Origin of the sequence: Streptomyces sp. 2A115, assembly GCF_052245575.1 — a bacterium.
Classification (GTDB): Bacteria; Actinomycetota; Actinomycetes; order Streptomycetales; family Streptomycetaceae; genus Streptomyces.
In genome coordinates this window covers 1-22,434 of the sequence record NZ_JBQQCG010000001.1, presented here as the reverse complement: position 1 = coordinate 22,434, position 22,434 = coordinate 1, and the positions used below count along the sequence as shown (strand labels likewise).

Here is a 22,434-nt window from a genome sequence, read left to right as displayed (position 1 = left end):
CTCGGTCACCTTCCCCGTGGCCACAGCTCCGGGTCCGGCGTGAAGCGAACGCGCAGTTTGCCGTCGCGCAGGGAGGCGCCGTCCACCGTGCAGCGGCGCAGGGCGGAGGGGAGCGTCACGATCCGGCGGAACTGCCCTGCGGTGACGACGAGTTCGTCGCCGCGCCGGACGAGGTCGAGTTCCTCGCGTATGGCGCCGGGGAGAGGGAGGTGCCACACGAAGACCCTGTCGCCCCCGTCCTCGCCGAGGCCGTCGGTGACGGGCCACTCGACAGGGCCGGGGGCGTCACCCGCCGGGGGGACGCGGAGCGCGGCGAGGTCCTCGGCACCGCGCGGGTCACGGCCGAGGTGCGGAATCTCACGCACGTCGTACGTCTCCTCCCGCTGCTCGGTCTTCCCCCACTCGTCGCGCCACTCGTCCAGGGCCTTGCGCTGCTGGATCGCGAGGGCCGCCAGCCAGGTGTCGGGGGACGCGTCGGGCAGCACGCGGTTGGCGGCCAGGACGTCGGTGCGCAGGCCGCGCAGGGCGAGGCCGGTGGTGGCGGTGCGTACGGCGTCGGTGCCGGCCGGGCCCGGTTCGGCGACCAGTCGTACCGTCGTGGCCGGGTCCTCGACGGCCGCCTGGACCGCGGCGAGTTCGACGTCCCAGCGGGCGGCCGTCTCGTACAGCCAGTCCGCCGGCATCGGGACCCCGGCGAGACGGCCGAGGACAGGGCGCAGGGCGCGGGCCGCCTGACGCTCCGCGGGGAGCAGGCGGCGGAGGTAGCGGCGCGTCTCCTCGGGCAGGGCCAGCAGAGCGAGTGCCTGCGGGGTGGGGGGCAGGTCCACGACCAGGAGGTCGTACGTCTCCGCCGTGGACGCGTCGCGCAGGGCGCGGAGCAGGGCGAGCTCCTCGGCACCGGGGAGGGGGGTGAGTTCCTCACCGTCCAGGCGGGCGGCGCCCAGCAGGTCCAGGACGGTGGCGGATCGGTCCTGGAAGGCGAGGAGGTCCGCCCGGAAGCCTTCGGTCGCGTCCGGCCGCCACGCCGTCAGGCCCGGCGCGGCCTCGGCGGGAGTCCCGCCGGTGGGGGTGCCGAGGACGCCGCCGAGGGTGTCGGTGCGGTCGGCCGAGAGCACCAGAGTGCGGGTGCCCTGGCGGGCGGCCGCCAGCGCGGTGGCCGCCGCGACTGTCGTACGCCCGGAGCCGCCGGGGCCGGTGATCAGGATGGTGCGCATGGGGATGAACGGTACGCGGTGCCGCGCCGGTACCGGCGTGGCACTACTCGCCGCCCGTCTCGACCCTCTTCTTCAGCCCCGCCAGCGCCCGGTCGATGATGACCTTCTCCGCCTTGCGCTTGATCATGCCCAGCATGGGGATCTTGACGTCGACGGTGAGCTGGTAGGTGACCTCGGTCGCGCCCGAACCCGCGGGCTTGAGGATGTACGAACCGTCCAGCGACCGGAGCATCTGGGACTTGACCAGCGTCCAGGAGACCTCGTGCTCGCCGGTCCAGGTGTACGCCAGGGTCTGGTCGTCCTTGATGGCGCCCGCGTCCATGACGAGACGCACCTGCTCGGCGCGGCCCTGGCCGTCGGCGGCGAGCACCTCCGCTTCCTTCACCTCGCCCGTCCAGTCCGGGTAACGGGCGAAGTCGGCGATCACTCCCATGACGTCGGCCGGTGCCGCCTCGATCGTGATGCTCGAGCTGGTGTGTTCCGCCATCGCCGTGGCTCCTCCAGATGCGGTCCGGACAGGGGTGTTTATCGCGGTACGAAAGGTTCTTACCTGTGCATGCAGCGTGAAGGCTACCGCGCGGTGGGCAGGTCACCACCCTCGGGCCCGCCGAGCCGTCTCGGGGCCCGGCGCCCTCACCACTCGAGCACCCACGGCTTCCCGGATCCGGCGAAGTGCCCCACGTTGACGCACTCCGTGGCCCCCAGCCGCATCCGCCGCGCGAGGGGTTGATGGACGTGCCCGAAGAGCGCGTACCTCGGCCGGGTCCGCCGAATCGCGTCGAGCAGTGCCCGGCTCCCCCGTTCGAAGCGCCGTGCCACCGTGTCGTAGACGAGCTCGGGCACCTCCGGCGGAATGTGCGTGCACAGCACGTCGACCTCGCCGACGGCCTCGACCTTCGCCGCGTACTCCTCGTCGCTGATCTCGTACGGCGTACTCATCGGAGTCCGCAGCCCACCACCGACGAACCCGAAGACCCGGCCGCCGATCTCGACGCGCTCCCCGTCGAGCACGGTGGTACCGGGTCCGGCGTACTCCGACCACAGGGTTGGCATGTCGACATTGCCGTAGGTCGCGTACGTCGGCGTCGGGAACGCGGCGAACAACTCGGCGTACTGCTTGCGCACGGCCTTCTCGATGGCGGGACCACGATCGACGCCCGCCCACAGCCGTCGGCCGAACTCGCGCGCCTCCTCGTAGTCGCGGGCGGTGCGGAGCGCGACGATGCGGTCCGTGTTCTCGGTGCCGAACAGGTCGGGGAAGATGCCGCGCGAGTGGTCGGCGTAGTCGATGAAGAGCACCAGATCGCCCAGGCAGATCAGGGCGTCCGCGCCGTCCCCGGCTCTGGCCAGGTCACGCGCGTTCCCGTGTACGTCGCTGACGACGTGGATGCGCGTTCTGGGGGTACCCGCGTATGTGCCTGCCATGGCGATCAAGGGTAAGCCTGTGGAGCAAACGTGAGTAGACATGGTGGGACCTGCGGTTACTTTCCGGTCAGTAACGAGTTGGACTACTGTGCGCGAAGGAACGCCAACACGTGTGACGCGGGGAACATCTCGCCCGACCCCCCTGTCGTAGAGGCAGTACCGGCGGGTAACGTCCGGGCAGTCCAGTCGTGCTCAGGGTTTCAACCATCTGGGTCCCCGAGCACCTGCCCGACCCTTGGACCGCTCCGTCGCAACACACGAAGTCGTGGCGTCGGCGCCCTATGAGGAGCAGCAGTCTTGCGCGAGTTCAGCCTTCCGGCTTTGTACGAGGTCCCCGCGGACGGCAATCTGACCGACATCGTCCGCAGAAACGCCGCGCAGCATCCCGATGTGGCGGTCATCGCCCGCAAGGTGGGCGGCACTTGGACGGACGTCACGGCCACCGCCTTCCTCGCCGAGGTGCAGGCCGCCGCCAAGGGCCTGATCGCCTCGGGCCTGCAGCCGGGCGACCGGGTCGGCCTGATGTCCCGTACGCGCTACGAGTGGACGCTCCTGGACTTCGCGATCTGGAGCGCGGGCGGGGTCACCGTGCCGGTGTACGAGACCAGCTCTCCCGAGCAGGTGCAGTGGATCCTCAGCGACTCGGGCGCGACCGCCTGCATCGTCGAGCTGGACACGCACGCGGCATCCGTCGAGTCCGTACGCGACCGCCTGCCCGCCCTCGAGCACGTCTGGCAGATCGAGGCCGGCGGTGTCGAGGAGCTGGGCCGGGCCGGCAAGGACGTCACCGACGCCGCGGTCGAGGAGCGCAGCTCGCTCGCCAAGGCCGACGACCCGGCGACCATCGTCTACACGAGCGGCACGACCGGACGCCCCAAGGGCTGCGTCCTCACCCACCGCAGCTTCTTCGCGGAGTGCGGGAACATCGTGGAGCGGCTGCGCCCCCTGTTCCGTACGGGCGAGTGTTCCGTCCTCCTCTTCCTTCCCCTCGCGCACGTCTTCGGACGTCTGGTCCAGGTCGCGCCGATGATGGCGCCGATCAAGCTGGGCACCGTTCCGGACATCAAGAACCTCACCGACGAACTGGCCTCGTTCCGGCCGACGTTGATCCTCGGTGTGCCGCGCGTCTTCGAGAAGGTCTACAACTCGGCGCGGGCCAAGGCCCAGGCGGACGGCAAGGGCAAGATCTTCGACAAGGCGGCGGACACGGCGATCGCGTACAGCCGCGCCCTGGACACCCCGTCGGGTCCGTCCATCGGCCTGAGGATCAAGCACAAGACGTTCGACAAACTCGTCTACAGCAAGCTGCGCGCGGTGCTCGGCGGCAAGGGCGAGTACGCGATCTCGGGCGGCGCTCCGCTGGGCGAGCGCCTGGGCCACTTCTTCCGCGGCATCGGTTTCACCGTCCTGGAGGGCTACGGCCTCACCGAGTCCTGCGCCGCCACCTCCTTCAACCCGTGGGACCGGCAGAAGATCGGCACGGTCGGCCAGCCGCTGCCGGGCTCGGTGATCCGGATCGCGGACGACGGCGAGGTGCTGCTGCACGGCGAGCACCTGTTCAAGGGGTACTGGAACAACGAGGGCGCGACCGAGGAGGCGCTGGCCGACGGCTGGTTCCACACCGGTGACATCGGCACCCTCGACGAGGACGGCTACCTCCGCATCACCGGCCGCAAGAAGGAGATCATCGTCACCGCGGGCGGCAAGAACGTCGCCCCGGCCGTGATCGAGGACCGCATCCGCGCACACGCGCTGGTCGCGGAGTGCATGGTGGTGGGCGACGGGCGGCCGTTCGTGGGCGCGCTGGTCACCATCGACGAGGAGTTCCTGGGCCGTTGGGCCGACGAGCACGGGAAGCCCGCCGGCTCGACCGCGGCGTCGCTGCGGCAGGACGCGGATCTTGTCGCCACGATCCAGAGTGCGGTCGACGACGGGAACGCGGCGGTGTCGAAGGCGGAGTCGGTGCGGAAGTTCCGGATTCTGTCCGCCCAGTTCACCGAGGACTCGGGACACCTCACGCCGTCTCTGAAGCTCAAGCGCAATGTGGTGGCGAAGGACTACGCCGACGAGATCGAGGCCATTTATCGGGGCTGAGGGCGCCTTCTCGCCGTAGGGGCGGGGGTGTTCTTGCGACTCACCGGTTGTGGGTGGTTGCTCGCTCAGTTCCCCGCGCCCCTTTCAGGGGGGCGGGGAACTGAGCGACAAGCCCCCTCCGGCCCGCGGTCGCCAAGAATCCGAAAGCGGCATCCCCGTAGGCGCTACAGCAACGCCTTGAGCCGCTCACCCAACAGATCCCAGCGCCACTTCTCCTCGACCCACTCCCGCCCCCGCTCCCCCATACGGCGCCGCAGCTCCTCGTCGCCCAGGAGCGCGACGATGCGGTCGGCCGCGTCCTCCGGGGAGCCGCCCCGGACAACCCAGCCCGTCTCACCGTCGAGGACAGCGTCCGGCGCCCCGCCGGAGTCACCGGCCACCACGGGCAACCCCGTCGCGGACGCCTCCAGATAGACGATGCCGAGGCCCTCGACGTCGAGACCGCCCCGCCGGGTGCGGCAGGGCATGGCGAAGACGTCGCCCGCGCCGTAGTGGGCGGGGAGCTCGGACCAGGGGACGGCGCCGGTGAAGCGAACCGAATCGGCGACCCCGGTCTCGTACGCGAGCTTCCGCAGATCCCTCCCGTACGGCCCACCACCCACGATCAGCAGCACCGCCTCCGGCTCGCGAGCCAGGATGCGTGGCATGGCGAGGATGAGGGTGTCCTGGCCCTTCCGCGGGACCAGCCGGGACACGCAGACCACCACCGGGCGGTCGGTCAGGCCGAGGCGGGCGCGGACGGCGTCGCCGCCCGACCCGGGGTGGAAGGTCTTCTCGTCGACACCGGGCGGGAGCTGGACCATCCGCGCGGCCGCGCCCGGCGTCAGCGCCGTGGCGATCCGCGACCGCGTGTACTCGCCGAGATACGTGATCGTGTCCGTGGACTCCCCGATCCTGCGCAGGAGTTGGCGGGAGGCGGGCAGCTGGGCCCACCCCGCCTCGTGGCCGTGGGTCGTGGCCACGAGCCGCTCCGCGCCCGCCTTCCGCAGCGCGGGCGCCAGCAGCCCGAGCGGCGCCGCCGCCCCGAACCACACCGACGTGCAGCCGTGCTCCCGCAGCAGCCCCACGGCCCGCTGGGAGACCCTCGGAGTCGGCAATAGCATGGTCGTTCGGTCGCGTACGATGGCGAAGGGCTGTTCGGCATCGAAGGCGGCCGTCGCCTCGACACCTTCCCGGCTCCGCTTCCACGTGGAGGCGTAGACGACGAGTCGCTCGGGTTCCAGGCGCAACGCCATGTTGTGCAGGAAGGCCTGGATGCCGCCCGGCCTGGGCGGAAAGTCGTTGGTCACGATCAGGGTCTTGTGCATCGCCGTCGACAGTACCGAAAGTCGTCGTCAGTACCGAAGGTCGTCGTCGGTACCGAAAGCCGTCGACGGCGCCGAACGTACCGAACCCGCACCTCGCAGCTCCGCACGGCCGCGCTTCATGGCTCTCGCACAGCCGCAGAGGGAATCATGGCCGCACACAGGATCCGTACGGAAGAGCAAAAGGGACAGGTGGCATGACGGGAGCAAGGGGGGCCAGGTTCCCGTACGTACTGCTTGGGATCTGGGGCCTGACCAGGCTGGTGCTGCTGCTCTTCGTCTTCAAGGTGTACGTCTTCCCCGGCCCGGACGTGACGAGCGACGTCTCGGTGATCTACCAGGGCTGGTACGAGGTCCTGCGCACCGGCACATTCCCGCAGGATGACGTGACCTGGCAGTACCCGCCCGCCGCCGCGCTCGCGATCCTCTCCCCCGGTCTGCTGCCGTTCCTCGAGTACACGTCGGCGTTCTTCGTGTGCGCCTTCGTCGCCGACCTGATCGCCTTCGCCCTGCTCCTGTACGCGGGCCGGCGCCCCGGCAAGTCGTTGCGCGGCGCCTGGGTGTGGGTGGTGGGCGTGCCGCTGCTCGGGCCGACGGTGTACTCCCGCTACGACGTGATGGTGACGGCCGTCGCGGTGGCCGCGCTCCTCGCGGGCGTCCGGCATCCGCGGGTCATGGGGGCGCTCGCCGCCCTCGGCGCGCTGCTGAAGGTGTGGCCCGCGCTGCTGCTCCTGGGCACGGTCGGGCGGAGGGCCTGGGGTGCGGCGGCGGTGACGGCCGGGGCGATCGCGCTGCTGTTCGCCGTGTCGATGCCCGGCTCGTTCGCCTTTCTGACCTTCCAGCGGGATCGCGGAACCGAGGTCGAGTCCCTCGGCTCCCTCGTCTTCCACATCGCCCGGCACCACGGCTGGGAGGGCCAGGTGCTGCTGAACTACGGCTCCGTGGAGTTCCTCGGCCCGTACGTCGACATCGTCAGCACGGCCGCCCTGCTGCTGACCATGGTGGCCTTCGGCTGGCTGCTGGTGTGGCGGCTGTGCGCGACGCGGTTCCTGGCGCACACGGTCGCGGACGCCGCGTTCGTGGCCGTGCTCATGTTCACGGCCACCAGCCGGGTGATCAGTCCGCAGTACATGGTGTGGCTGATCGGTCTGGCCGCCGTGTGCCTCGTCTTCCGCGGCAGCCGGATGGCGCTGCCGGCGTGGCTGGTCCTGGCCGCGAGCTTCTTCACCGTCCTGGAGTTCCCCATCTGGTTCGCGCACGTGGTGGCCAGCGACGGGCTGGGCATCACGCTGCTCGTCGTCCGCAACGGCCTGCTGGTCGCCGCGACCCTCACCGCGGCCGTACGGCTCTGGCGCGACACGGTGTCGTACGCGCCCCCGGCCAAGCTGCCCAGTCAGACGGCCCGCGCCCAGGAGACGCTGACCCCCTGACGGCGCAGGCACGGCAGAACCACGGCGCACTGCACGGCCATGGCGAGCGCCATCGCGAGACGGACCCCGGGCCCAGCGCGCCCCTTAAGCCAAAGGGGCGCGGGGCTGGGACATTGTGCGGCTGCGCCGCGATGGGGGGTCCCCGCTCGTGGGGGAGAAGCCGAGAGTTGGGGAGCGACCAGCCACAACCGGCCCGCAGATTTCATCCCAGCCGGTCCCCCAAGTACGCCCGCCACTCCTCCGTGAACTTCTCCAGCGTCGTACCCAGAACATCCCCCAACGCGCTCTCCACCGCCCCCGCCCGCTCCTCGTGCGCCCCCACGGCCCGATAGAACTCGCCCAGCCGCACCTCGCCCCACCGCTCGGCGATCAGCCGACACGCCAGCCAGCCGCCCTCGTAAGCCCGCGCCAGCGACCCCGCGTCCCCGTCGAAGCCGAAGTCCCCGTCGTCCGGCAGAGCGGCGGGGACGTGCCCCTCGGAGACCACCCGTGCCAGCTCGGGCGCGGCCTGCGCCGCCGAACGACCGGTGCCTCGGTAGCCGACCCAGTCCGCGTAGCCCTCGGAGAGCCACAGCGGGGTCGCCGCCGAGGTCGCGGAGCGGGTCGCGACGTGGGTCGTCTCGTGGGTGAGCACGACCTGCCGGCCGAAGGCGCCGAGGACGCCGTACGCGTCGGGGTTGACGATGATCCGGTCCGCGGGCGCCTTCGCGGAACCCCCCGCCTCACCCGTGGTGACCGCCGCTATCCCCCGGTACCCGGACGCGGGCGCCCCGAGCAGCCCCGCCATGCCCTCGAGCGACTTCGGTACGAGGACGACGACCCGCCCCGACCACTCGCCGCCCCATGCCTCCCGCACCGTGGGCACCGCGCGGTCGGCCAGCTCCGTGTAACCGCGCAGACTGTCGCGGGACTGCCCGACGCCCAGGACGAGGCTGCGCTCGCCACGGACGGCCAGGACGGTCCCCTGCTCCCACAACTGCTCGCCGGCGTCCTTGGCGGGCCGGTCGGCAGCCACGTACCAATGCCCGTCGGCCCGGGTGAGGCTCAGCGTGCGGGCGGCGACGATGGGCGACCTGTCGTAGCCCTCGACCCGGTAGCGGAGTTCCGCGTCGGCCGTGCCGCGGTCGCCGGAGCGGTGGAAGCCGGTGACGCGGTACGACCAGGCGGCCAGCGGGACCGTCCGCAGGTTCTTGAACTCGGTGCGCGCGGCGGCGCGTTCACCGGCGGCGACCGAGCTCGGCACCTCCGTCGCCACGAACGCCCGCTCACTGCCGTCGCGCACCGCCGCCGCCCGCCGGTCGAGGACACGCTGCACGTCCGCGGTCGCGCTGTCGGGCTCCGCGGCACCCCCGCAGCCGACCAGGCCCACCAGGCCGAGGAGCAGCAGCCCCACGACCCACCTCGGCGCCCGCCCACGACCAGCCACGATCCTGATCGTACGGCGCCGGGGCCGATGGGTCAGGGGCGCGTCACGGCCGAGACCGGCATCATGCCGACGGGGTCGTACCGCACCGGGGCGCCCGGGTAAGGCGCGTGGACCACCTGGCCGTTGCCCATGTACATCCCGACATGGCTGGCGTCACCGCGGTAGGTGACCAGGTCGCCGGGCCGCGCCTGCGCGAGCGGCACCTGCTGTCCGGCCTGCGCCTGGGCCTGTGAGGTGCGCGGCAGACCGACACCGGCCTGCGCGTACGACCACTGCATGAGGCCCGAACAGTCGAAGCCGGTGGGCCCGTTGGCGCCCCAGACGTACGGGCGGCCGACCGCCGCCCGGGCGGCCGCGACGGCGGCGGCCGCCCGCGCGGAGGACGGGGTGACGCCGCTCAGGTCGGGGATCTCGTCCCGCCCGGAGCGGGAGGCCCGGTCGTAGGCGGCGCGATCGGCCTCCGGCATCGAGTTGAGCAGCCGACGCGCCTTGGACAGCTTCTGCTCGACGATCCGCTTGTGCCGGGCGACGGCCTTGCGGCTCTTCTCCAGCTCGGCGAGTGTGCGGGTGGCCTCCTCACGCTGCTGGGAGAGGTCGCGCACGGCGCTTTGGAGGCCCTTGAGTTCCCCTGCCTGACGGGAGCCGATCCGGTCCAGCGCGGTCGCCTTGTCGAGGTACTCCTCGGGGTCGTCGGAGAACATCAGCGCCAGGGAGGGGTCGAGGCCGCCGGAGCGGTACTGGGCTCCGGCGAGCGAACCGAGCGCGTCCCGCATGGTGTTGACGCGGTCCTGCTGTCTGGCGATCCGGTCCTGCGCCTCACCCACCTGGTCGCGCAGTGTGTCGGTGCGCTCGTCGGCCTTGTTGAACGCCTCGGTGGCCTGCTCGGCCTCTTCGTACAGACGGTCCACCTCGGCGCGGGTGTCGTCCCGCGGCGCGGCGCCGGCCGGCAGGACGCCGAGGGCCGCGGCCGCGGCGGTCAGTACACAGAGTGTGGCGCCTCGGGCGCCCCGGTCGAAGCCGGACGGTGCAAGGCGGCGATGGGACCCCACAGGAAGCCGCTCTCCCTTCCGCTGACGGACCCCCGGAGTTGGGGGAAACGCGGCAGACAGTAGCCGTGCGACTACGCGGCAGCCAAAGGCCCCCACGTGCACACAACGTGACGCCCCGCCTCAGACGCAGGTCATCAGCGGGGCGTGGGGTCAGCGGGGTGTACGGAAATTCGCCCGTTCGGGCGGCGTGGCGAGGGGCCTCTCAGCGAATCCGGAGCAGGCCCGGGCGACGGGTCCGGAGCAGATCCGGATCAGACGCGGACGCCCCACATGAACGGGCCGCCGATCGTGTTCATCGACTCGTAGCGGACGACCGTCCCGGTGCGCGGAGCGTGGATGATCTGGCCCTTGCCGGCGTAGAGACCGACGTGGTGCAGGTCGCTGAAGAAGAAGACCAGGTCGCCGACTTGGAGGTCGCTCACCGAGTTGATACGCGTGCCGTACTGCGCCTGCGCCTCCGAGGTGCGCGGAATGGAGACACCGGCCTGGGCGTACGCCCAGGAGGTCAGACCCGAGCAGTCGAAGGAGCTGGGGCCGGAGGCGCCGTAGACGTAGGGCGAGCCGAGCCTGCCCTGGGCGGCGGAGAACGCGGAGCCGGCGCGGCCGGAACCGGGCTTGATGGGCCCGCCGCCGATGGCATCGCGCTCGGCGGCGCGGCTGGCGCGCTCGTCCTCGGCGGCGAGGGCCGCCTTCTCCGCGGCCGTCAGGGTGTTGAGCAGCTTCTGGGCCTTGGCCAGCTTGGCCTTGACCTCGTCCTTCTTCTGCTTGAGGGTCTCGCGGGTGTCGGCGAGGTCCTGGAGCTTGCCGGTGGCTTCCTCGCGCTGCTGGGCGAGCGCGCGCTGCTTCTCCTGGACCTTCTTCAGGGTCTCGACCTGCTGACTGCTCAGCTGGTCCATCGCGGACGCCTTGTCGAGGTAGGTGTCCGGGTCGGAGGAGAGGAAGAGCTGGACGGACGGGTCTATCGCGCCGGTGCGGTACTGGGAGTTGGCCATCAGACCGAGGCCGTCGCGCAGCTCGTTGAGCTCCTCCTGGCCGCGGGCGACGTTGTCCTGCAGGGTGTCGATCTGCTTCTCGAGCTTCTCGGACTTCTCCCTGGCCCCGACGAACTTCTCGGTCGCCGCCTCTGCCTCTTCGTAGAGCTTGTCGACCTTGGACTGGACCTCGTCCTTGCTGGGCTTCTCACTCGGCGCGGCGTTGGCCGCCTGCGAGCTCATGGCCACAGCGGCAGCAGCAGCGGTGGTGAGCACGGTCACACGGGTGCGGCTCGGCTGCTTCGCTCGACGGTGGGACGCCACGGAGGCGAGCTCCTTCATACGTCAGCCGCCCCCGAGAACGCCGGTTGGCGGTGCCCCTTCACCGTCACTCCCAATGAGTGATCACCCGAGTGAAGGTTCGACGCCCGACCTTAGTGACCTTCTTGTGATCAGTTCAAATCCTCCTCATAAAAATCTCGGTCACCGGGCGTTTTCTTTACACTCAACTCACCTCGAGTAGTGCAGGCTTGACGCTACGTTGCGTGAAGGTCTCGCCAATTAGGGCAAGAAGAACATGTGTTGCGCTTGGGATGTCTGTTACTTATGCGACGTAAGCCGCAGAAGTTCTCAGCCCCGCGAGAGACGCTTGAGCAGCACCACGGAGGCCACCGGTCGCGCTCCCGCCTTGGCCACGCCGTCGGCCACCTCACGGTCGGTGGAGACGACGATGACGGGCCGCCCGGGCGGCTCGGCGCGCACCAGCTGGCGGATCAACTCGTCGGCGGTGATACCCGGTTTGGAGAACAGCACCCGCACCCCGCGCGGCGGCGCGAGCAGCACCGGGGCGGCCAGTTCGGCCCCGTCGAAGACACAGGTGACCTCGGCGCCGGTCTGGGCGGCGAGCTGCGAGAGCTGGCCGAGGAGTCTGAGCCGCTGTTTCTCCAGCGGCATCTGCGGATAGCCGGTCTTGGTGACGTTGTAGCCGTCGACGACCAGATGCGCCTGCGGCAGCGCGAGCAACTGGTCGACGATCGCGGGATCGTTTTCGGAAAGCGCCCGAGTCGCGATGTCTTTCGGGGTCATTCGTCCCGGTTCGACGGCATCCACGGTCTCCGCGGGCCGTACCGACACGGGCGGCAGGGCGAGTTCACGCCGCAGCCCCTGGGTCGCGTCGAGCACGGTGTCGAGCAGCAGCCGTACGCGCATGTCCTCGACGCTGCGTCCCTCGCGGGCCGCGCGGCGGGTGGCCTCCAGCGTGGCCTCGACCTCGCCGAGCCGCGACTTCAGCCGCCGGGTCTCGCTCTCGGCGGCGGACACCTGGGCCTGCCCCTCGCCGCGTACGGCCTCCATCTCGCCCCGCAGCTTGCGCACGGCGGCCTCGCCGCGCTTGACGTCACTGAGAGCCGAGCGCAGCTTACGGCGAAGCGATTCAGCTTCCTTCTTCGCCGAGTCCAGTTCGGCACGCAGCCGTTCCGTGTCGGCGCGGGTCTGGCCGCGGGCCTCGGCGAGCTCCTCGCGCAGCCGCTCCAGCTCGGCACGGGTCTCCTCGTCGACGCGCTCGGCGTCCGCCCGCAGGGCCTCCTCGCCCGCGGCGGTCACCAGCTTCACCCAGCCCGTGGGCCGCAGCACATAGGCCGCGGCCGCCACGTCCAGCGGGTCCGCGGCCGGGGGCGGCGAGCCCGCGTCGAGGGCGCCGGCGAGCTCCGCCTGGGCTTCCCTGAGCTTCTCGGCGATGCGCTGCCTGAACAGCGGGTCCGTCTCCAGCGCCGCCGCCATCGCGTTGCCCGCGAACTTGGCACGGCGATTGGGGGCGAAACGGGCGTACTGCCGCAATTGCCCGGGCAGTTCGGCCACGGTCAGTCCGCCGAAGCCGTCCGAGACGATCTGTACGACTCTGCGGCGCACGCCGTCGGGCAGCGGACGGTCGAGCACCTCAGCGGCGCCGTCGTCCGGCTCCCCGCCTTTGGTCTCCACCATCCGTCACCCCATCGTCCGTGCGGGGCCCGCTCCTGTCAGGAGCCGGCGCCCGGCCTGTCCACCAGTTCCACCTGATCCACCGCGTTGCACCAGCGGCAGCGCACCGACTCGATGGTCTCACTGACCACCTCGCGCTCCTCGACCTTCGGCTCACCGGCCAGGTCCAGGTGCACGTACTCGACGACCTTCGACGAACGGGTCACGTCGAACCGCGTGAGGTTGCCGCAGAGCGTGCAGCGCCACCGGGTCTCGGCAGTCGGCAGGGGAACCGTCATCGTGGCAGTCGCTCTCTTTCCTGGTCTCCGTGCCGCACCAGCTTCCCTGGAGCGTGTGGCACGTAACCCTACGGCCTGGCGGGTACGGTGCGCTCCGCGGGAAGCGCCGTTCGGAAGCCGTGGGGTTTGTAAGGTGCGGGCCGTCCTTGGCTGGTCGCGCCCACGCGGCGGAGCCACACAATGTCACAGCCCCACGCCCTCGAAGGAGCGCGAAGCGGCGAGGCAGCCTGTGCGGGTCGGTCCTCTTACGTCATGCTCTGTCCCATGATCGGCAGCTGGTGTACGTCCGCCGTCAAGGCGGTCCTGAGGCAGTCCGCACCCGTGACCCACGGACTGATCATCCTGTGCTGTCTGATCTTTCTGATCGGTCCGGCCTCGGGTCTCAGTACCGCGTACGGCACCGGTGACGAGCTCCTTTCCGCGCAGCGGGCCTATTTCGAGCGCTGGGGTGTGGTGCCGGTCGAACTGTTCGCCGGGGCACCGCGGGCCGCCGCCACCCCGGCCACCGCGCTCTTCGTGCACGGCAGCTGGCTGCATCTCCTCGGCAACATGCTCTTCCTCTACGTCTTCGGGGCGATGGCCGAGGAGAGGATGGGCCACATTGAGTTCGCCCTCTTCTATGTGGGCTGCGGCTATCTCGCCCTGCTCGGCTACGCGGCCGCCCATGCCGGCTCCGCGCAGACGCTGGTCGGGGCTTCCGGAGCGATCTCCGCGGTCCTCGGCGCGTTCCTTTACCTGTTCCCCAAAGCGCGGGTGACCAGTCTCTTCCCGTTCCTCTTCTTCCTGCCGCTGCGGTTTCCCGCCTGGCTGGTGCTGCCGTTCTGGGTCTCGCTCCAGTGGCTGGCCGCCAGCCGCGACTCCCAGGGACCCGGGGTCGCGTATCTGGCACATCTGCTGGGGTTCTCGCTGGGCTTCCTCTACGCGTGGGTGAGGTTTCGCCATCCGGCTAGAGTGAAATCCCCAGCGACGGCCACCGAGGGAGAAAACCAGTCGTGATCACCGCGATCGTGCTCATCAAGACCAGCGTGGACCGGATCCCCGAGATCGCCGAGTCGATCGCGGCGTTGGACTCCGTCAGCGAGGTGTTCTCCGTGACCGGGACGTATGACTTGATCGCCATGGTCCGGGTGAAGGCCCATGACGATCTTGCGGACATCATTCCTGGGCAGATCAGCAAGATTCCGGGGGTGGAGGGTACGGACACGCACGTCGCGTTCCGTACGTACTCGCAGCATGATCTCGAGGCCGCGTTTGCCATTGGGCTGGACAACTGATCGCTTCGCGGGAGCGGGTTGTGCGTCGTGTGCCGGTCGTTTTGGCTGGTCGCGCAGTTCCCCGCGCCCATTCGGGGGCGCGCTGATCGCCAGGTGACTCGACAGATGAAGGGTTCTTCATCCGGGGCTCATCCGGCCGGACGGGTACCCGCCGCAGGATCCCCTCATGGCCTTCTCCCATCGGATGGCGGCTCTCGCCGCTGTTGTGGCGATTCCTCTGGGGATCGCCGCCACCAGTTACGCCCTGACCGACAGCCCGGAGTCCCCCAAGGTGCCGCCCAAGGTGGAGCTGGACAGCGGGTCGCCGTCGGCGACGCCTACGACCATCAAGCCGACGCCGAGTGACGAGGTCGTGTCCCGGCCTCCGGTGAGTGACGACGATGACGACGACAGCGGCGGCGCGAGTGACGGAGCGGGCGACGACGGACCCGGTGACGACGGCTGAGCCCGTATCCGCTCCCGGTCCCGCCCGCCGGCGGATCTCCGCCCGGGTCCGCATCCTGCTCTGGCTGCTGCTCGTGATGGCGGTCGCCTTCGCCGCCGTGGCCACGACCACCCGCTCGATCCTCCTGCGGGACGTCGACTCCCGCGTCAGCGGTTTACTCGCCCAGGAGGCGGGTGAGTTCGCGAACTTCGAGGAGCGGGGTGTGGACCCCGAGACCGGGCGGCCGTTCACCGATCCGGGCCGGCTGCTGTGGGTCTTCCTGCAGCGGCAGTACGCCGACCCGGACGAGGAGCTGATGGGGCTTGTGGAGCGCCCGGGCACGGATCCCGCGAAGATCGTCCAGGATCGGGAGATCCCGGTGCGGCTGCCCCTGCACCGGGACTCGGCGGCCCGTAGCGAGATCTTCGCGTCGGCCGACTCAACCGGCACGCTCCACCGCTCCGCCGGTGACATCCGCTGGGCCAAGGTCGCCATCGCCCGCCCGGGCGGCGAACCGGAGGCCGCCTTCGTCGTCGCCTTCCACCCGGGGCGCGAGCAGGACCGCGCGGACCAGGTCTTCCGCATCCTGCTCGCCATCTGCGGAGTCGCGCTGCTGATGACGACGGGTATCGGCTGGGTGGTGGCCGGGCGGATCCTCAAGCCCGTACGCCTGGTCCGTACCGCCGCCGCGCAGCTCACCGAACAGGACCTCACCCGCCGCATCCCGGTCCGCGGTCACGACGACATCGCGTCGCTCGCCGAGACGTTCAACGCGATGCTCGACCGCCTGGAGCGCGCCTTCGCGGCCCAGCGCGAGTTCGTCGACGACGCGGGGCACGAGCTGCGTACTCCGATCACCATCGTGCGCGGCCATCTGGAGCTGATGGGCGACGACCCGGCCGAGCGCGAGGAGACGGTCCGGCTGGTCACCGACGAGCTGGACCGGATGAGCCGCATCGTCGAGGACCTGCTGCTGCTCGCCAAGGCCGAGCGGCCCGACTTCGTCACGCCCGAGCCCGTGCAGCTCGCCGAACTCACCGCCGACGTCTTCGTCAAGGCCCGCACGCTCGGCGACCGTCACTGGGAGCTGGCCGAAGTCGCGGACGGCGAGGCCCAGTTGGACCCGCAGCGGATCACGCAGGCCATGGTGCAGCTCGCGCAGAACGCCGTGCAGCACACCGTCCCCGGCCAGTCCGTCCGCATAGGCTCGCGCGTCGCCGGCGATCGCGTCGAGCTGTACGTCGCCGACTCCGGCCCGGGTGTGCAGCCGCAGGACGCCGAGGTGATCTTCGAAAGGTTCCGCCGGGGCACCGCCCGGCGCGGCACCCGGGGCAGCGGAGCCGGGCTCGGGCTCGCGATCGTGCGGGCGATCGCGGAGGGACACCGGGGCGGCCAGGTGCGGCTGCGGGAGACGGCGGGGGGCGGCGCCACTCTCGTGCTCACGCTGGACCTCGTGTCGGACCGCGTACCGGACCTCGTCCCGGAGCCGGATCGCACATGAATACCCGTACGGGAAAGGCCGGTTGGACATGAAACGCATCCTGATCGTCGAGGACGAGGAGCGCATCGCGTCCTTCGTCGAGAAGGGCCTGCGCGCGGGCGGCTTCACCACGACCGTCGTCGCGGACGGCGACTCGGCCTACGAGTACGCGCTGACCGGCGGCTTCGACCTGATGATCCTCGACATCGGGCTGCCCGGCCGGGACGGCTTCACGGTGCTGCGCGAACTGCGCGAGGCCCGTGTGACGGTCCCGGTGATCGTGCTGACCGCACGGGACTCCGTACGCGACACCGTGGCGGGCCTGGAAGGCGGCGCCGACGACTGGATGACCAAGCCGTTCCGCTTCGAGGAACTCCTCGCCCGGGTGCGACTGCGGCTGCGTACGGCGGCCGGGGCGCCCGAGGTCACCGTGCTGCGCGGTGGTGACCTGACCCTGGATCTGCGTACGCGGCGGGCTCGGGCCGGCGAGCAGACGGTTGACCTCACGGCCCGTGAGTTCGTGTTGCTGGAGCTGTTTCTGCGGCATCCCGGGCAGGTGTTGTCGCGCGAGCAGATCCTGTCGCATGTGTGGGGGTACGACTTCGATCCCGGGTCCAACATCGTTGATGTGTATGTGCGTTCGCTGCGGAAGAAGTTGGGTGCGGAGAGGGTGGAGACGGTTCGGGGTATGGGGTATCGGCTGCCGGTGTGAGTGTTCCGTCGACCGGTTGACTGACGACTTCGGACCGTCCCTGGCTGGTCGCGCCCACGCGGCGGAGCCGCACAATGTCACAGCCCCGCGCCCCTATCGGGGCCCGTGAAGCTTCCTTCATGTGCGGCTCATCGACGGCTCACCGCCCAGCTGAACGCTGAGTGTCGTGAGCCTGACCTCCCAGCAAATCCGACAAGCCGTCACCCTGTGCGTGGCCCTGAGCCTCTGCGCCCTGCTGGTCGTGCCCGGCAACTTCCCCGGGCTCGACGGCGACGCCCGCCTGACGCTCGGCGTCTTCGCCCTGGCGACCTGCGCGTGGATCGGTACGCCCATCGACGACACGTACATCGCCCTGGGCGCGGGACTCGCGCTCACGGTGACCGGGGTGATCAGCAGCGAGACGCTCTTCGGCACCCTTGGCGACTCGACGGTCTGGCTGCTGATCTGCGCCTTCGTGCTCGCGGCGGCGGTGACCCGGACGGGGCTCGCGGGGCGGACGGCGGCGTTTTTGGTGGGCGGGGCACGTACCGTCCGGCAGCTGGTGCATCTGACCACGGCCGCGCTGGTCGTGACGGCCTTCGCCGTCCCCGCGACCTCCGGTCGGGCGGCGCTCGCGCTGCCGGTGTTCCTCGCGCTCGCCAAGGCGCTGGCCGACCGGAAGCGACTGGTCGTGATGCTGGCGTTGCTGTTCCCGACCGTGATCCTGTTGTCCGCGGTGGCGACTCTGATCGGTGCGGGTGCCCATCTGATCACGGTGTCAGTGCTCTGGGAGACGACCGGGGACCGGATCGGCTTCACGCAGTGGCTGCTGCTCGGCTTGCCGCTGGCGGTGGCGTCCTCCCATCTGGCCGCCGAGGCGGTGCTGTTGACCAGCACGCGGCGCTCGGACCGCCGAAGTCCCGTACGGATCACGGCCGATGACATCCAGCGGCACAGCGAGCAGCCGGTCACCGGTCCCTGGTCGCCGACCGAGTCGCGTTGCGCGCTGCTCCTCGCGACCGTGGTCGCGCTGTGGTGCAGCGAACCGCTCCACCAGGTGTCGCCCGCGGTCGTCGCCCTGATCGGCGCGGTCGTCGCGGCCTCACCCGCGCTCGGGACCGTACGGCTGAAGGACGCCCTGAAGACCGTTCCCTGGGCGCTGCTTCTCTTCATGGCCGCGACGATGGCGATGGGCGTCGCGCTCGCGGACTCGGGGGCGGCGGAGTGGCTGGTCTCCGGGTTGCCGGTGGGTGTGGAGCCATGGCTCCTCCTCGCTCTCGTCGTCGCGGTGAGCACGGCGGCCCACCTCGTCCTCCAGTCCCGTTCCGCCCGTTCGTCGGTGCTCGTCCCGCTGGTCGTCGCGGCGGCCGTGGGGGCGGGGGTCAACCCGGTCGCGGCCGCGCTGGCGTCCACCGCCGCGGCGGGCTTCTGCCACACGCTTCCGGCCTCGGCGAAACCGGTGACCCTGTTCGCCGAGATACCGGGCACGCCGACCTACACCCCGCGCGACCTGCTGCGCCTGTCCGCCGTACTGGCCCCGCTGACCGCCGCGCTCGTCCTGCTCTTCGCCCTCGCCGTGTGGCCGCTGCTCGGCGTGCCCGTCCTGAAGCCCTGAGTTCCCAAGCCCAGAGTCCTGAAGCCCCGAGTCCTGAAGCCCTGAAGGAGCCCCACCATGCTGACCCGTTTCGCCGTCGCCCCCAGCGGCTTCAAGGAGTCCCTGTCCGCCCAGGCCGCCGCCGACGCCATCGCGGCGGGCGTACGCCGCGTCGTACCGAACGCCGAGGTCGACCTGATCCCCCTGGTCGACGGCGGCGAGGGCACGGCCCGGGCCCTCGCCTCGGCCACCGGCGGCCGCCTGGTCGCCCTGCCCGCCACCGGCCCGCTCGGCGAGCCCGTGGGCACCCACTTCGCGCTGCTCGGCTCCGGCTCCGGGGACACGGCCGTCGTGGAGATGGCGGCGGTCGCGGGGCTCTCCCTCGTCCCGCACGGCCTGCGCGACCCGGGCGCGACGACCACGTACGGCGTCGGCGAACTGATCCGCGCCGCCCTCGACTCGGGCGTACGCCGCGTCCTCGTCGGCTGTGGCGACTCCGGTACGTCGGACGGTGGCGCCGGCGCGCTCCAGGCACTCGGAGCCCGACTGCTCGACGCGGACGGCTTCGAACTCCCGCACGGCGGACGGGAATTGATCCGCCTGCACCGCGTCGACCCCGTCGGCCTCGACCCCCGCCTCAAGGACGTCGACCTGCTGGTCGCCTGCAACCCGTACAACGTGCTGTGCGGCGAGCGCGGCGTCGCCCGGGTCTTCGGTCCGCAGAAGGGCGCGACCCCCGCACAGGTCGAGGCGCTGTCCGCGGCCCTGGAGAACTGGGCGTACGTCCTCACCCGCGACCTCGGCAACAACGGCACCGATCTCCGTCACGGCCGCGGAACCGGCGCCTCCGGCGGCCTGGGCGCGGGCCTCGCCGCTCTCGGCGCCCGCCTCCTCCCCCGCTTCGAGGTGCTGCTCGACCATCTCGACCTGGACGCCCGCCTCGCCCGCGCCGACCTGGTCGTCACCGCCGAGGGAGCCCTGGACCACCAGACGCCGCGCGGCAAGGTCCCGGCCGAGGTGGCCCGCCGAGCCAAGCTGCACGGGCGCCCGGTCCTCGCCCTGGCGGGCACGCTCGGCGAGGGCGCGCACACGGTGCCGGGCGTGGACGCCTTCACCGGGATCCTGCCCGCCCCGATGGCCCGCGCCGAGGCCTTCCTGCGCGCCGCCGAACTCCTCACGGACGCGACCGAGCGGGCGCTGCGGATGATCCTGCTGGGGGCCGGCCTGCCGAGAGGGGCGAGCGTGTGACGACAGCCCGGTCGGTCGTACAGGCCCAGGCGGTCATACGGACCCAGGCGGTCGTACGGACCCAGGCGGTCGTGTCGAGCGCGGCGATGCCGTCGGCGGTGCCAACGGCCCTTCGCGTGGATCGCGGTCAGCGCCTCGCCGAGGGCCGCCGCGAGGACGCGCACCGCGTCCTCGGGCAACGCGCCGTGGTCCAGGACGGCATCGCGCAGGTTCGGCCCGTCCACGAACTCCGTGGCCATCCAGGGCCGTTCACCCTCGGTGTCCGCGTCCACCACCCGCGCGGTGTACGTCCCGGCCCCGCCCACGGTCTGCGCGGCCCGCACCTCCTGCCGGAACCGGGCCCGGAAGGTACGGTCCTGCGCGTGCTCGGCGCGCACCACCTTCACCGCCAGCCGCGGACCGGCGGACGACTCGGCGAGATAGACCTCGCCCACGCCGCCCGCGCCGAGTCTGCCCAGAACCGCGTACGGCCCGATCCGCCGAGGATCCGTCTCGCGCAACGTCTGCAGCACCCCGTACTCCCCCTGTCCGGTCGTGCGATCCGAACGGCCGTCCAAAAGGAGCGTATACGCCGGATACGCGTCAGGGCAGTGGCCGGACGAACGCGCGGGACACCCTCCGCGGGGTCACACCGCCGGGACGCAACGCCCGTCCACCGTGCGGTAGTTCCAGCGCGCGCCCTCGCTCACGAGCTCCCGCACGGCCCGGACGAACCGCTCCACGTGCTCATCGGGCGTCCCCGCCCCGAAGCTGACCCGAATGGCATTGAGCGACTTCTCGCCGGCCGCCACCTCGGGGGCGCCGCACTCGCCCTGTGTCTCCGGGTCGCTGCCGAGGAGGGTACGGACGAGGGGGTGGGCGCAGAACAGCCCGTCCCGCACCCCGATGCCGTACTCCGCGGAGAGCGCGGCCGCGAAGTGCGAGCTGTTCCAGCCGTCGACGACGAAGGAGATGACGCCGACGCGCGGGGCGTCGTCGCCGAAGAGCGAAAGCACACGCACCTCGGGCACCTCGGCGAGACCGGCCCGGACGGTGTCGATGAGCTGCTGCTCGCGGGCGACGAGCGTGTCGAAGCCGGCCTCGCTCAACGCCTTGCAGGCGGAGGCGATGGAGTAGACGCCGATGACGTTGGGCGACCCGGCCTCATGACGGGCGGCGCTCTCGTGCCACTCCACGTCCACCCCGCCGTCCGCCCGCCGCGACACCTTCCGGCTCGCGCCGCCGCCCGCGAGGTACGGCTCGGCCTCGCGCAGCCAGTCCGAGCGCCCGGCGAGCACACCGGAGCCGAACGGCGCGTACAGCTTGTGCCCGGAGAAGGCGACCCAGTCGACGTCCAACTCCCGTACGGAGACGGGGTGATGGGGCGCGAGCTGGGCCGCGTCGAGCACGATCCGTGCGCCGTGCGCGTGCGCGGCGGCGGCCAGTTCCCGTACGGGCCACAGCTCGCCGGTGACGTTCGACGCGCCCGTGACGCACACGAGCGCCGCGCCGTCGGCGTCCCGGTCGGTGAGCGCCCGCTCCAGCGTCGCGACGGCCTCGCCCGGTGTACGGGGCGCGTTGAGGTACGTCACCCGGGCCTCGCGCCACGGCAGCAGCGACGCGTGGTGCTCGGTCTCGAAGACGAAGACCTGGCAGTCGGCGGGGAGGGCGGCGGCGAGCAGGTTCAGCGAGTCGGTGGTGGACCGGGTGAAGACGACCTGGTCACCGTCCCGGCAGTCCAGGAACTCGGCGACGGTCGTGCGGGCGTTCTCGAAGAGGTCGGTGGACAGCTGCGACAGGTATCCGGCGCCCCGGTGCACGCTCCCGTAGTACGGGGCGTACGCGGCCACGTCGTCCCACACCCGCTGGAGGGCCGGGGCGCTGGCGGCGTAGTCGAGCGCGGCGTACGTGACTTCGCCGCCGGTGACGAGCGGGACGGTGACATCCCGGCCCAGAACGGGCAGCGGGGCACAAAGCGACTGGCTGACGGCGATGGTGGAGACAGACATGGCGAACTCCTGTGAGGCGCAGGCGGAATCACCGTGCCGGACAGCGCCCGGAGGGGGCGGCTTCGTCAACGGCACAGGAAAAGGTGAACGGGGTATGCGGAGGCGGGGCTCTACGCCCTATCGCATTCGCTTGCTCACAGAAGGCTCCCTCGAACGACCAGGACCCCTGGGCTGTCCACTCAGAAGAGTGCGAGGGGTCCGCGCTTGCCGTAGACCTCACTGCCTACGGCCTGGTCTTCACCCGGGGCACCCCGCCACGGACGGAGGGTTGCCGGACAGCCGGCCGGGGCCTGATGGCTGTCGCTCATGACCTGCCAAGCATCTTGCCACACGATCTTCCGGACGCAACCCCGGTGTCCGGATAGCGGGATTCGCCCCGCCGGAGGGGCTGGGAATCAGCCCCTCCGGTGTTTGAGGAGCGGGGGTCCACGGGGCCGGCCCCCTGGCGGGGTCTGGGGCGGAGCCCAAGAAGGATGGGACGGGTAGGGGCGGCGGGGGCGAAAAACCCTTGGGGCGACCAACACGTACCCCCCTAACATCCCCACACGCCCAGCCCCCAAGGCTTCG

19 protein-coding genes, 1 pseudogene and 1 riboswitch are annotated in these 22,434 nt (G+C 71.2%); of the genes and pseudogenes, 9 read left to right on the top strand and 11 right to left on the bottom strand.

The annotated features are described in order from the left end of the window. Positions 1–5: 5 nt before the first annotated feature. From ACTWQR_RS00100 to ACTWQR_RS00090, 3 genes are all read right to left on the bottom strand, one after another. Positions 6–1,214, bottom strand: coding sequence for an ArsA family ATPase (locus tag ACTWQR_RS00100; RefSeq protein WP_443224731.1), 1,209 nt, complete (start codon positions 1,212–1,214; stop codon positions 6–8). A gap of 43 nt (positions 1,215–1,257) precedes the next feature. After that, positions 1,258–1,701, bottom strand: a complete 444-nt coding sequence (locus tag ACTWQR_RS00095) for an SRPBCC family protein (RefSeq protein ID WP_443224730.1) — start codon at positions 1,699–1,701, stop codon at positions 1,258–1,260. A gap of 146 nt (positions 1,702–1,847) precedes the next feature. Next, positions 1,848–2,639: a metallophosphoesterase family protein gene (locus tag ACTWQR_RS00090; RefSeq protein WP_443224729.1), complete on the bottom strand. Its 792-nt coding sequence runs from the start codon at positions 2,637–2,639 to the stop codon at positions 1,848–1,850. A gap of 297 nt (positions 2,640–2,936) precedes the next feature. On the opposite strand from ACTWQR_RS00090, the gene ACTWQR_RS00085 reads away from it, so the two are divergent. Continuing rightward, positions 2,937–4,733 carry an AMP-dependent synthetase/ligase gene (locus ACTWQR_RS00085; protein WP_443224728.1) on the top strand — a complete coding sequence of 599 codons (1,797 nt, stop codon included), beginning with the start codon at positions 2,937–2,939 and terminating at the stop codon, positions 4,731–4,733. A gap of 164 nt (positions 4,734–4,897) precedes the next feature. Here the strand turns inward: ACTWQR_RS00085 and ACTWQR_RS00080 are convergent, their stop codons facing one another. Next, complete coding sequence (locus ACTWQR_RS00080) at positions 4,898–6,040, bottom strand: glycosyltransferase family 4 protein (RefSeq protein ID WP_443224727.1); 1,143 nt, start codon at positions 6,038–6,040, stop codon at positions 4,898–4,900. 194 nt (positions 6,041–6,234) lie between these two features. Here ACTWQR_RS00080 and ACTWQR_RS00075 point away from each other — a divergent pair, with 194 nt between their 5' ends. Then, the gene (locus tag ACTWQR_RS00075; RefSeq protein ID WP_443224726.1) at positions 6,235–7,467 is read left to right on the top strand and encodes a glycosyltransferase 87 family protein; all 1,233 of its coding nucleotides are present in this window, start codon (positions 6,235–6,237) and stop codon (positions 7,465–7,467) included. 202 nt (positions 7,468–7,669) lie between these two features. On the opposite strand, the gene ACTWQR_RS00070 is transcribed toward ACTWQR_RS00075, so the two are convergent. The 5 genes from ACTWQR_RS00070 to ACTWQR_RS00050 form a co-directional block, all read right to left on the bottom strand. After that, positions 7,670–8,893 carry a hypothetical protein gene (locus ACTWQR_RS00070; RefSeq protein ID WP_443224725.1) on the bottom strand — a complete coding sequence of 408 codons (1,224 nt, stop codon included), beginning with the start codon at positions 8,891–8,893 and terminating at the stop codon, positions 7,670–7,672. A gap of 32 nt (positions 8,894–8,925) precedes the next feature. Beyond that, on the bottom strand, positions 8,926–9,942 hold the full coding sequence (locus ACTWQR_RS00065; protein WP_443224724.1) for an NlpC/P60 family protein: 1,017 nt from the start codon (positions 9,940–9,942) through the stop codon (positions 8,926–8,928). A gap of 251 nt (positions 9,943–10,193) precedes the next feature. Further along, complete coding sequence (locus tag ACTWQR_RS00060; RefSeq protein WP_443224723.1) at positions 10,194–11,237, bottom strand: NlpC/P60 family protein; 1,044 nt, start codon at positions 11,235–11,237, stop codon at positions 10,194–10,196. A 306-nt stretch (positions 11,238–11,543) separates the two neighbouring features. Then, entirely contained in the window at positions 11,544–12,893 is a 1,350-nt protein-coding gene (locus ACTWQR_RS00055; RefSeq protein ID WP_443224722.1) for an NYN domain-containing protein, read from the bottom strand. Positions 12,894–12,928: 35 nt separating this feature from the next. Next, positions 12,929–13,168: a hypothetical protein gene (locus ACTWQR_RS00050; protein ID WP_033327390.1), complete on the bottom strand. Its 240-nt coding sequence runs from the start codon at positions 13,166–13,168 to the stop codon at positions 12,929–12,931. Between the two features lie 264 nt (positions 13,169–13,432). On the opposite strand from ACTWQR_RS00050, the gene ACTWQR_RS00045 reads away from it, so the two are divergent. The 7 genes from ACTWQR_RS00045 (at position 13,433) to ACTWQR_RS00015 (ending at position 19,879) form a co-directional block, all read left to right on the top strand. Then, on the top strand, positions 13,433–14,164 hold the full coding sequence (locus ACTWQR_RS00045) for a rhomboid family intramembrane serine protease (RefSeq protein WP_443224721.1): 732 nt from the start codon (positions 13,433–13,435) through the stop codon (positions 14,162–14,164). After that, positions 14,161–14,442, top strand: coding sequence for an Lrp/AsnC family transcriptional regulator (locus ACTWQR_RS00040; protein WP_363112087.1), 282 nt, complete (start codon positions 14,161–14,163; stop codon positions 14,440–14,442). The genes ACTWQR_RS00045 and ACTWQR_RS00040 overlap by 4 nt, the downstream gene beginning before the upstream one ends. 166 nt (positions 14,443–14,608) lie before the next feature. After that, the gene (locus ACTWQR_RS00035; RefSeq protein WP_443224720.1) at positions 14,609–14,887 is read left to right on the top strand and encodes a small secreted hydrophilic protein; all 279 of its coding nucleotides are present in this window, start codon (positions 14,609–14,611) and stop codon (positions 14,885–14,887) included. Then, a complete protein-coding gene (locus ACTWQR_RS00030; protein ID WP_443224719.1) occupies positions 14,823–16,367 on the top strand; it encodes a sensor histidine kinase in 1,545 nt (514 codons plus the stop codon). Before ACTWQR_RS00035 ends, ACTWQR_RS00030 begins: the two co-directional genes overlap by 65 nt. Before the next feature lie 28 nt (positions 16,368–16,395). After that, positions 16,396–17,058, top strand: a complete 663-nt coding sequence (locus ACTWQR_RS00025; protein ID WP_443224718.1) for a response regulator transcription factor — start codon at positions 16,396–16,398, stop codon at positions 17,056–17,058. A 172-nt stretch (positions 17,059–17,230) separates the two neighbouring features. Further along, on the top strand, positions 17,231–18,652 hold the full coding sequence (locus ACTWQR_RS00020; protein ID WP_443224995.1) for an SLC13 family permease: 1,422 nt from the start codon (positions 17,231–17,233) through the stop codon (positions 18,650–18,652). 57 nt (positions 18,653–18,709) lie between these two features. After that, positions 18,710–19,879 (top strand): glycerate kinase family protein, encoded by a 1,170-nt coding sequence (locus ACTWQR_RS00015; RefSeq protein ID WP_443224717.1) that lies wholly within the window; start codon positions 18,710–18,712, stop codon positions 19,877–19,879. A 107-nt stretch (positions 19,880–19,986) separates the two neighbouring features. On the opposite strand, the pseudogene ACTWQR_RS00010 reads toward ACTWQR_RS00015, so the two are convergent. Then, positions 19,987–20,391: pseudogene (locus ACTWQR_RS00010) on the bottom strand (protein kinase domain-containing protein); the annotation flags it as partial. A 114-nt stretch (positions 20,392–20,505) separates the two neighbouring features. After that, positions 20,506–21,867 carry an aminotransferase class V-fold PLP-dependent enzyme gene (locus ACTWQR_RS00005; RefSeq protein ID WP_443224716.1) on the bottom strand — a complete coding sequence of 454 codons (1,362 nt, stop codon included), beginning with the start codon at positions 21,865–21,867 and terminating at the stop codon, positions 20,506–20,508. A gap of 195 nt (positions 21,868–22,062) precedes the next feature. Continuing rightward, a riboswitch (SAM riboswitch) is annotated at positions 22,063–22,179 on the bottom strand. Between the last annotated feature and the right edge of the window lie 255 nt (positions 22,180–22,434).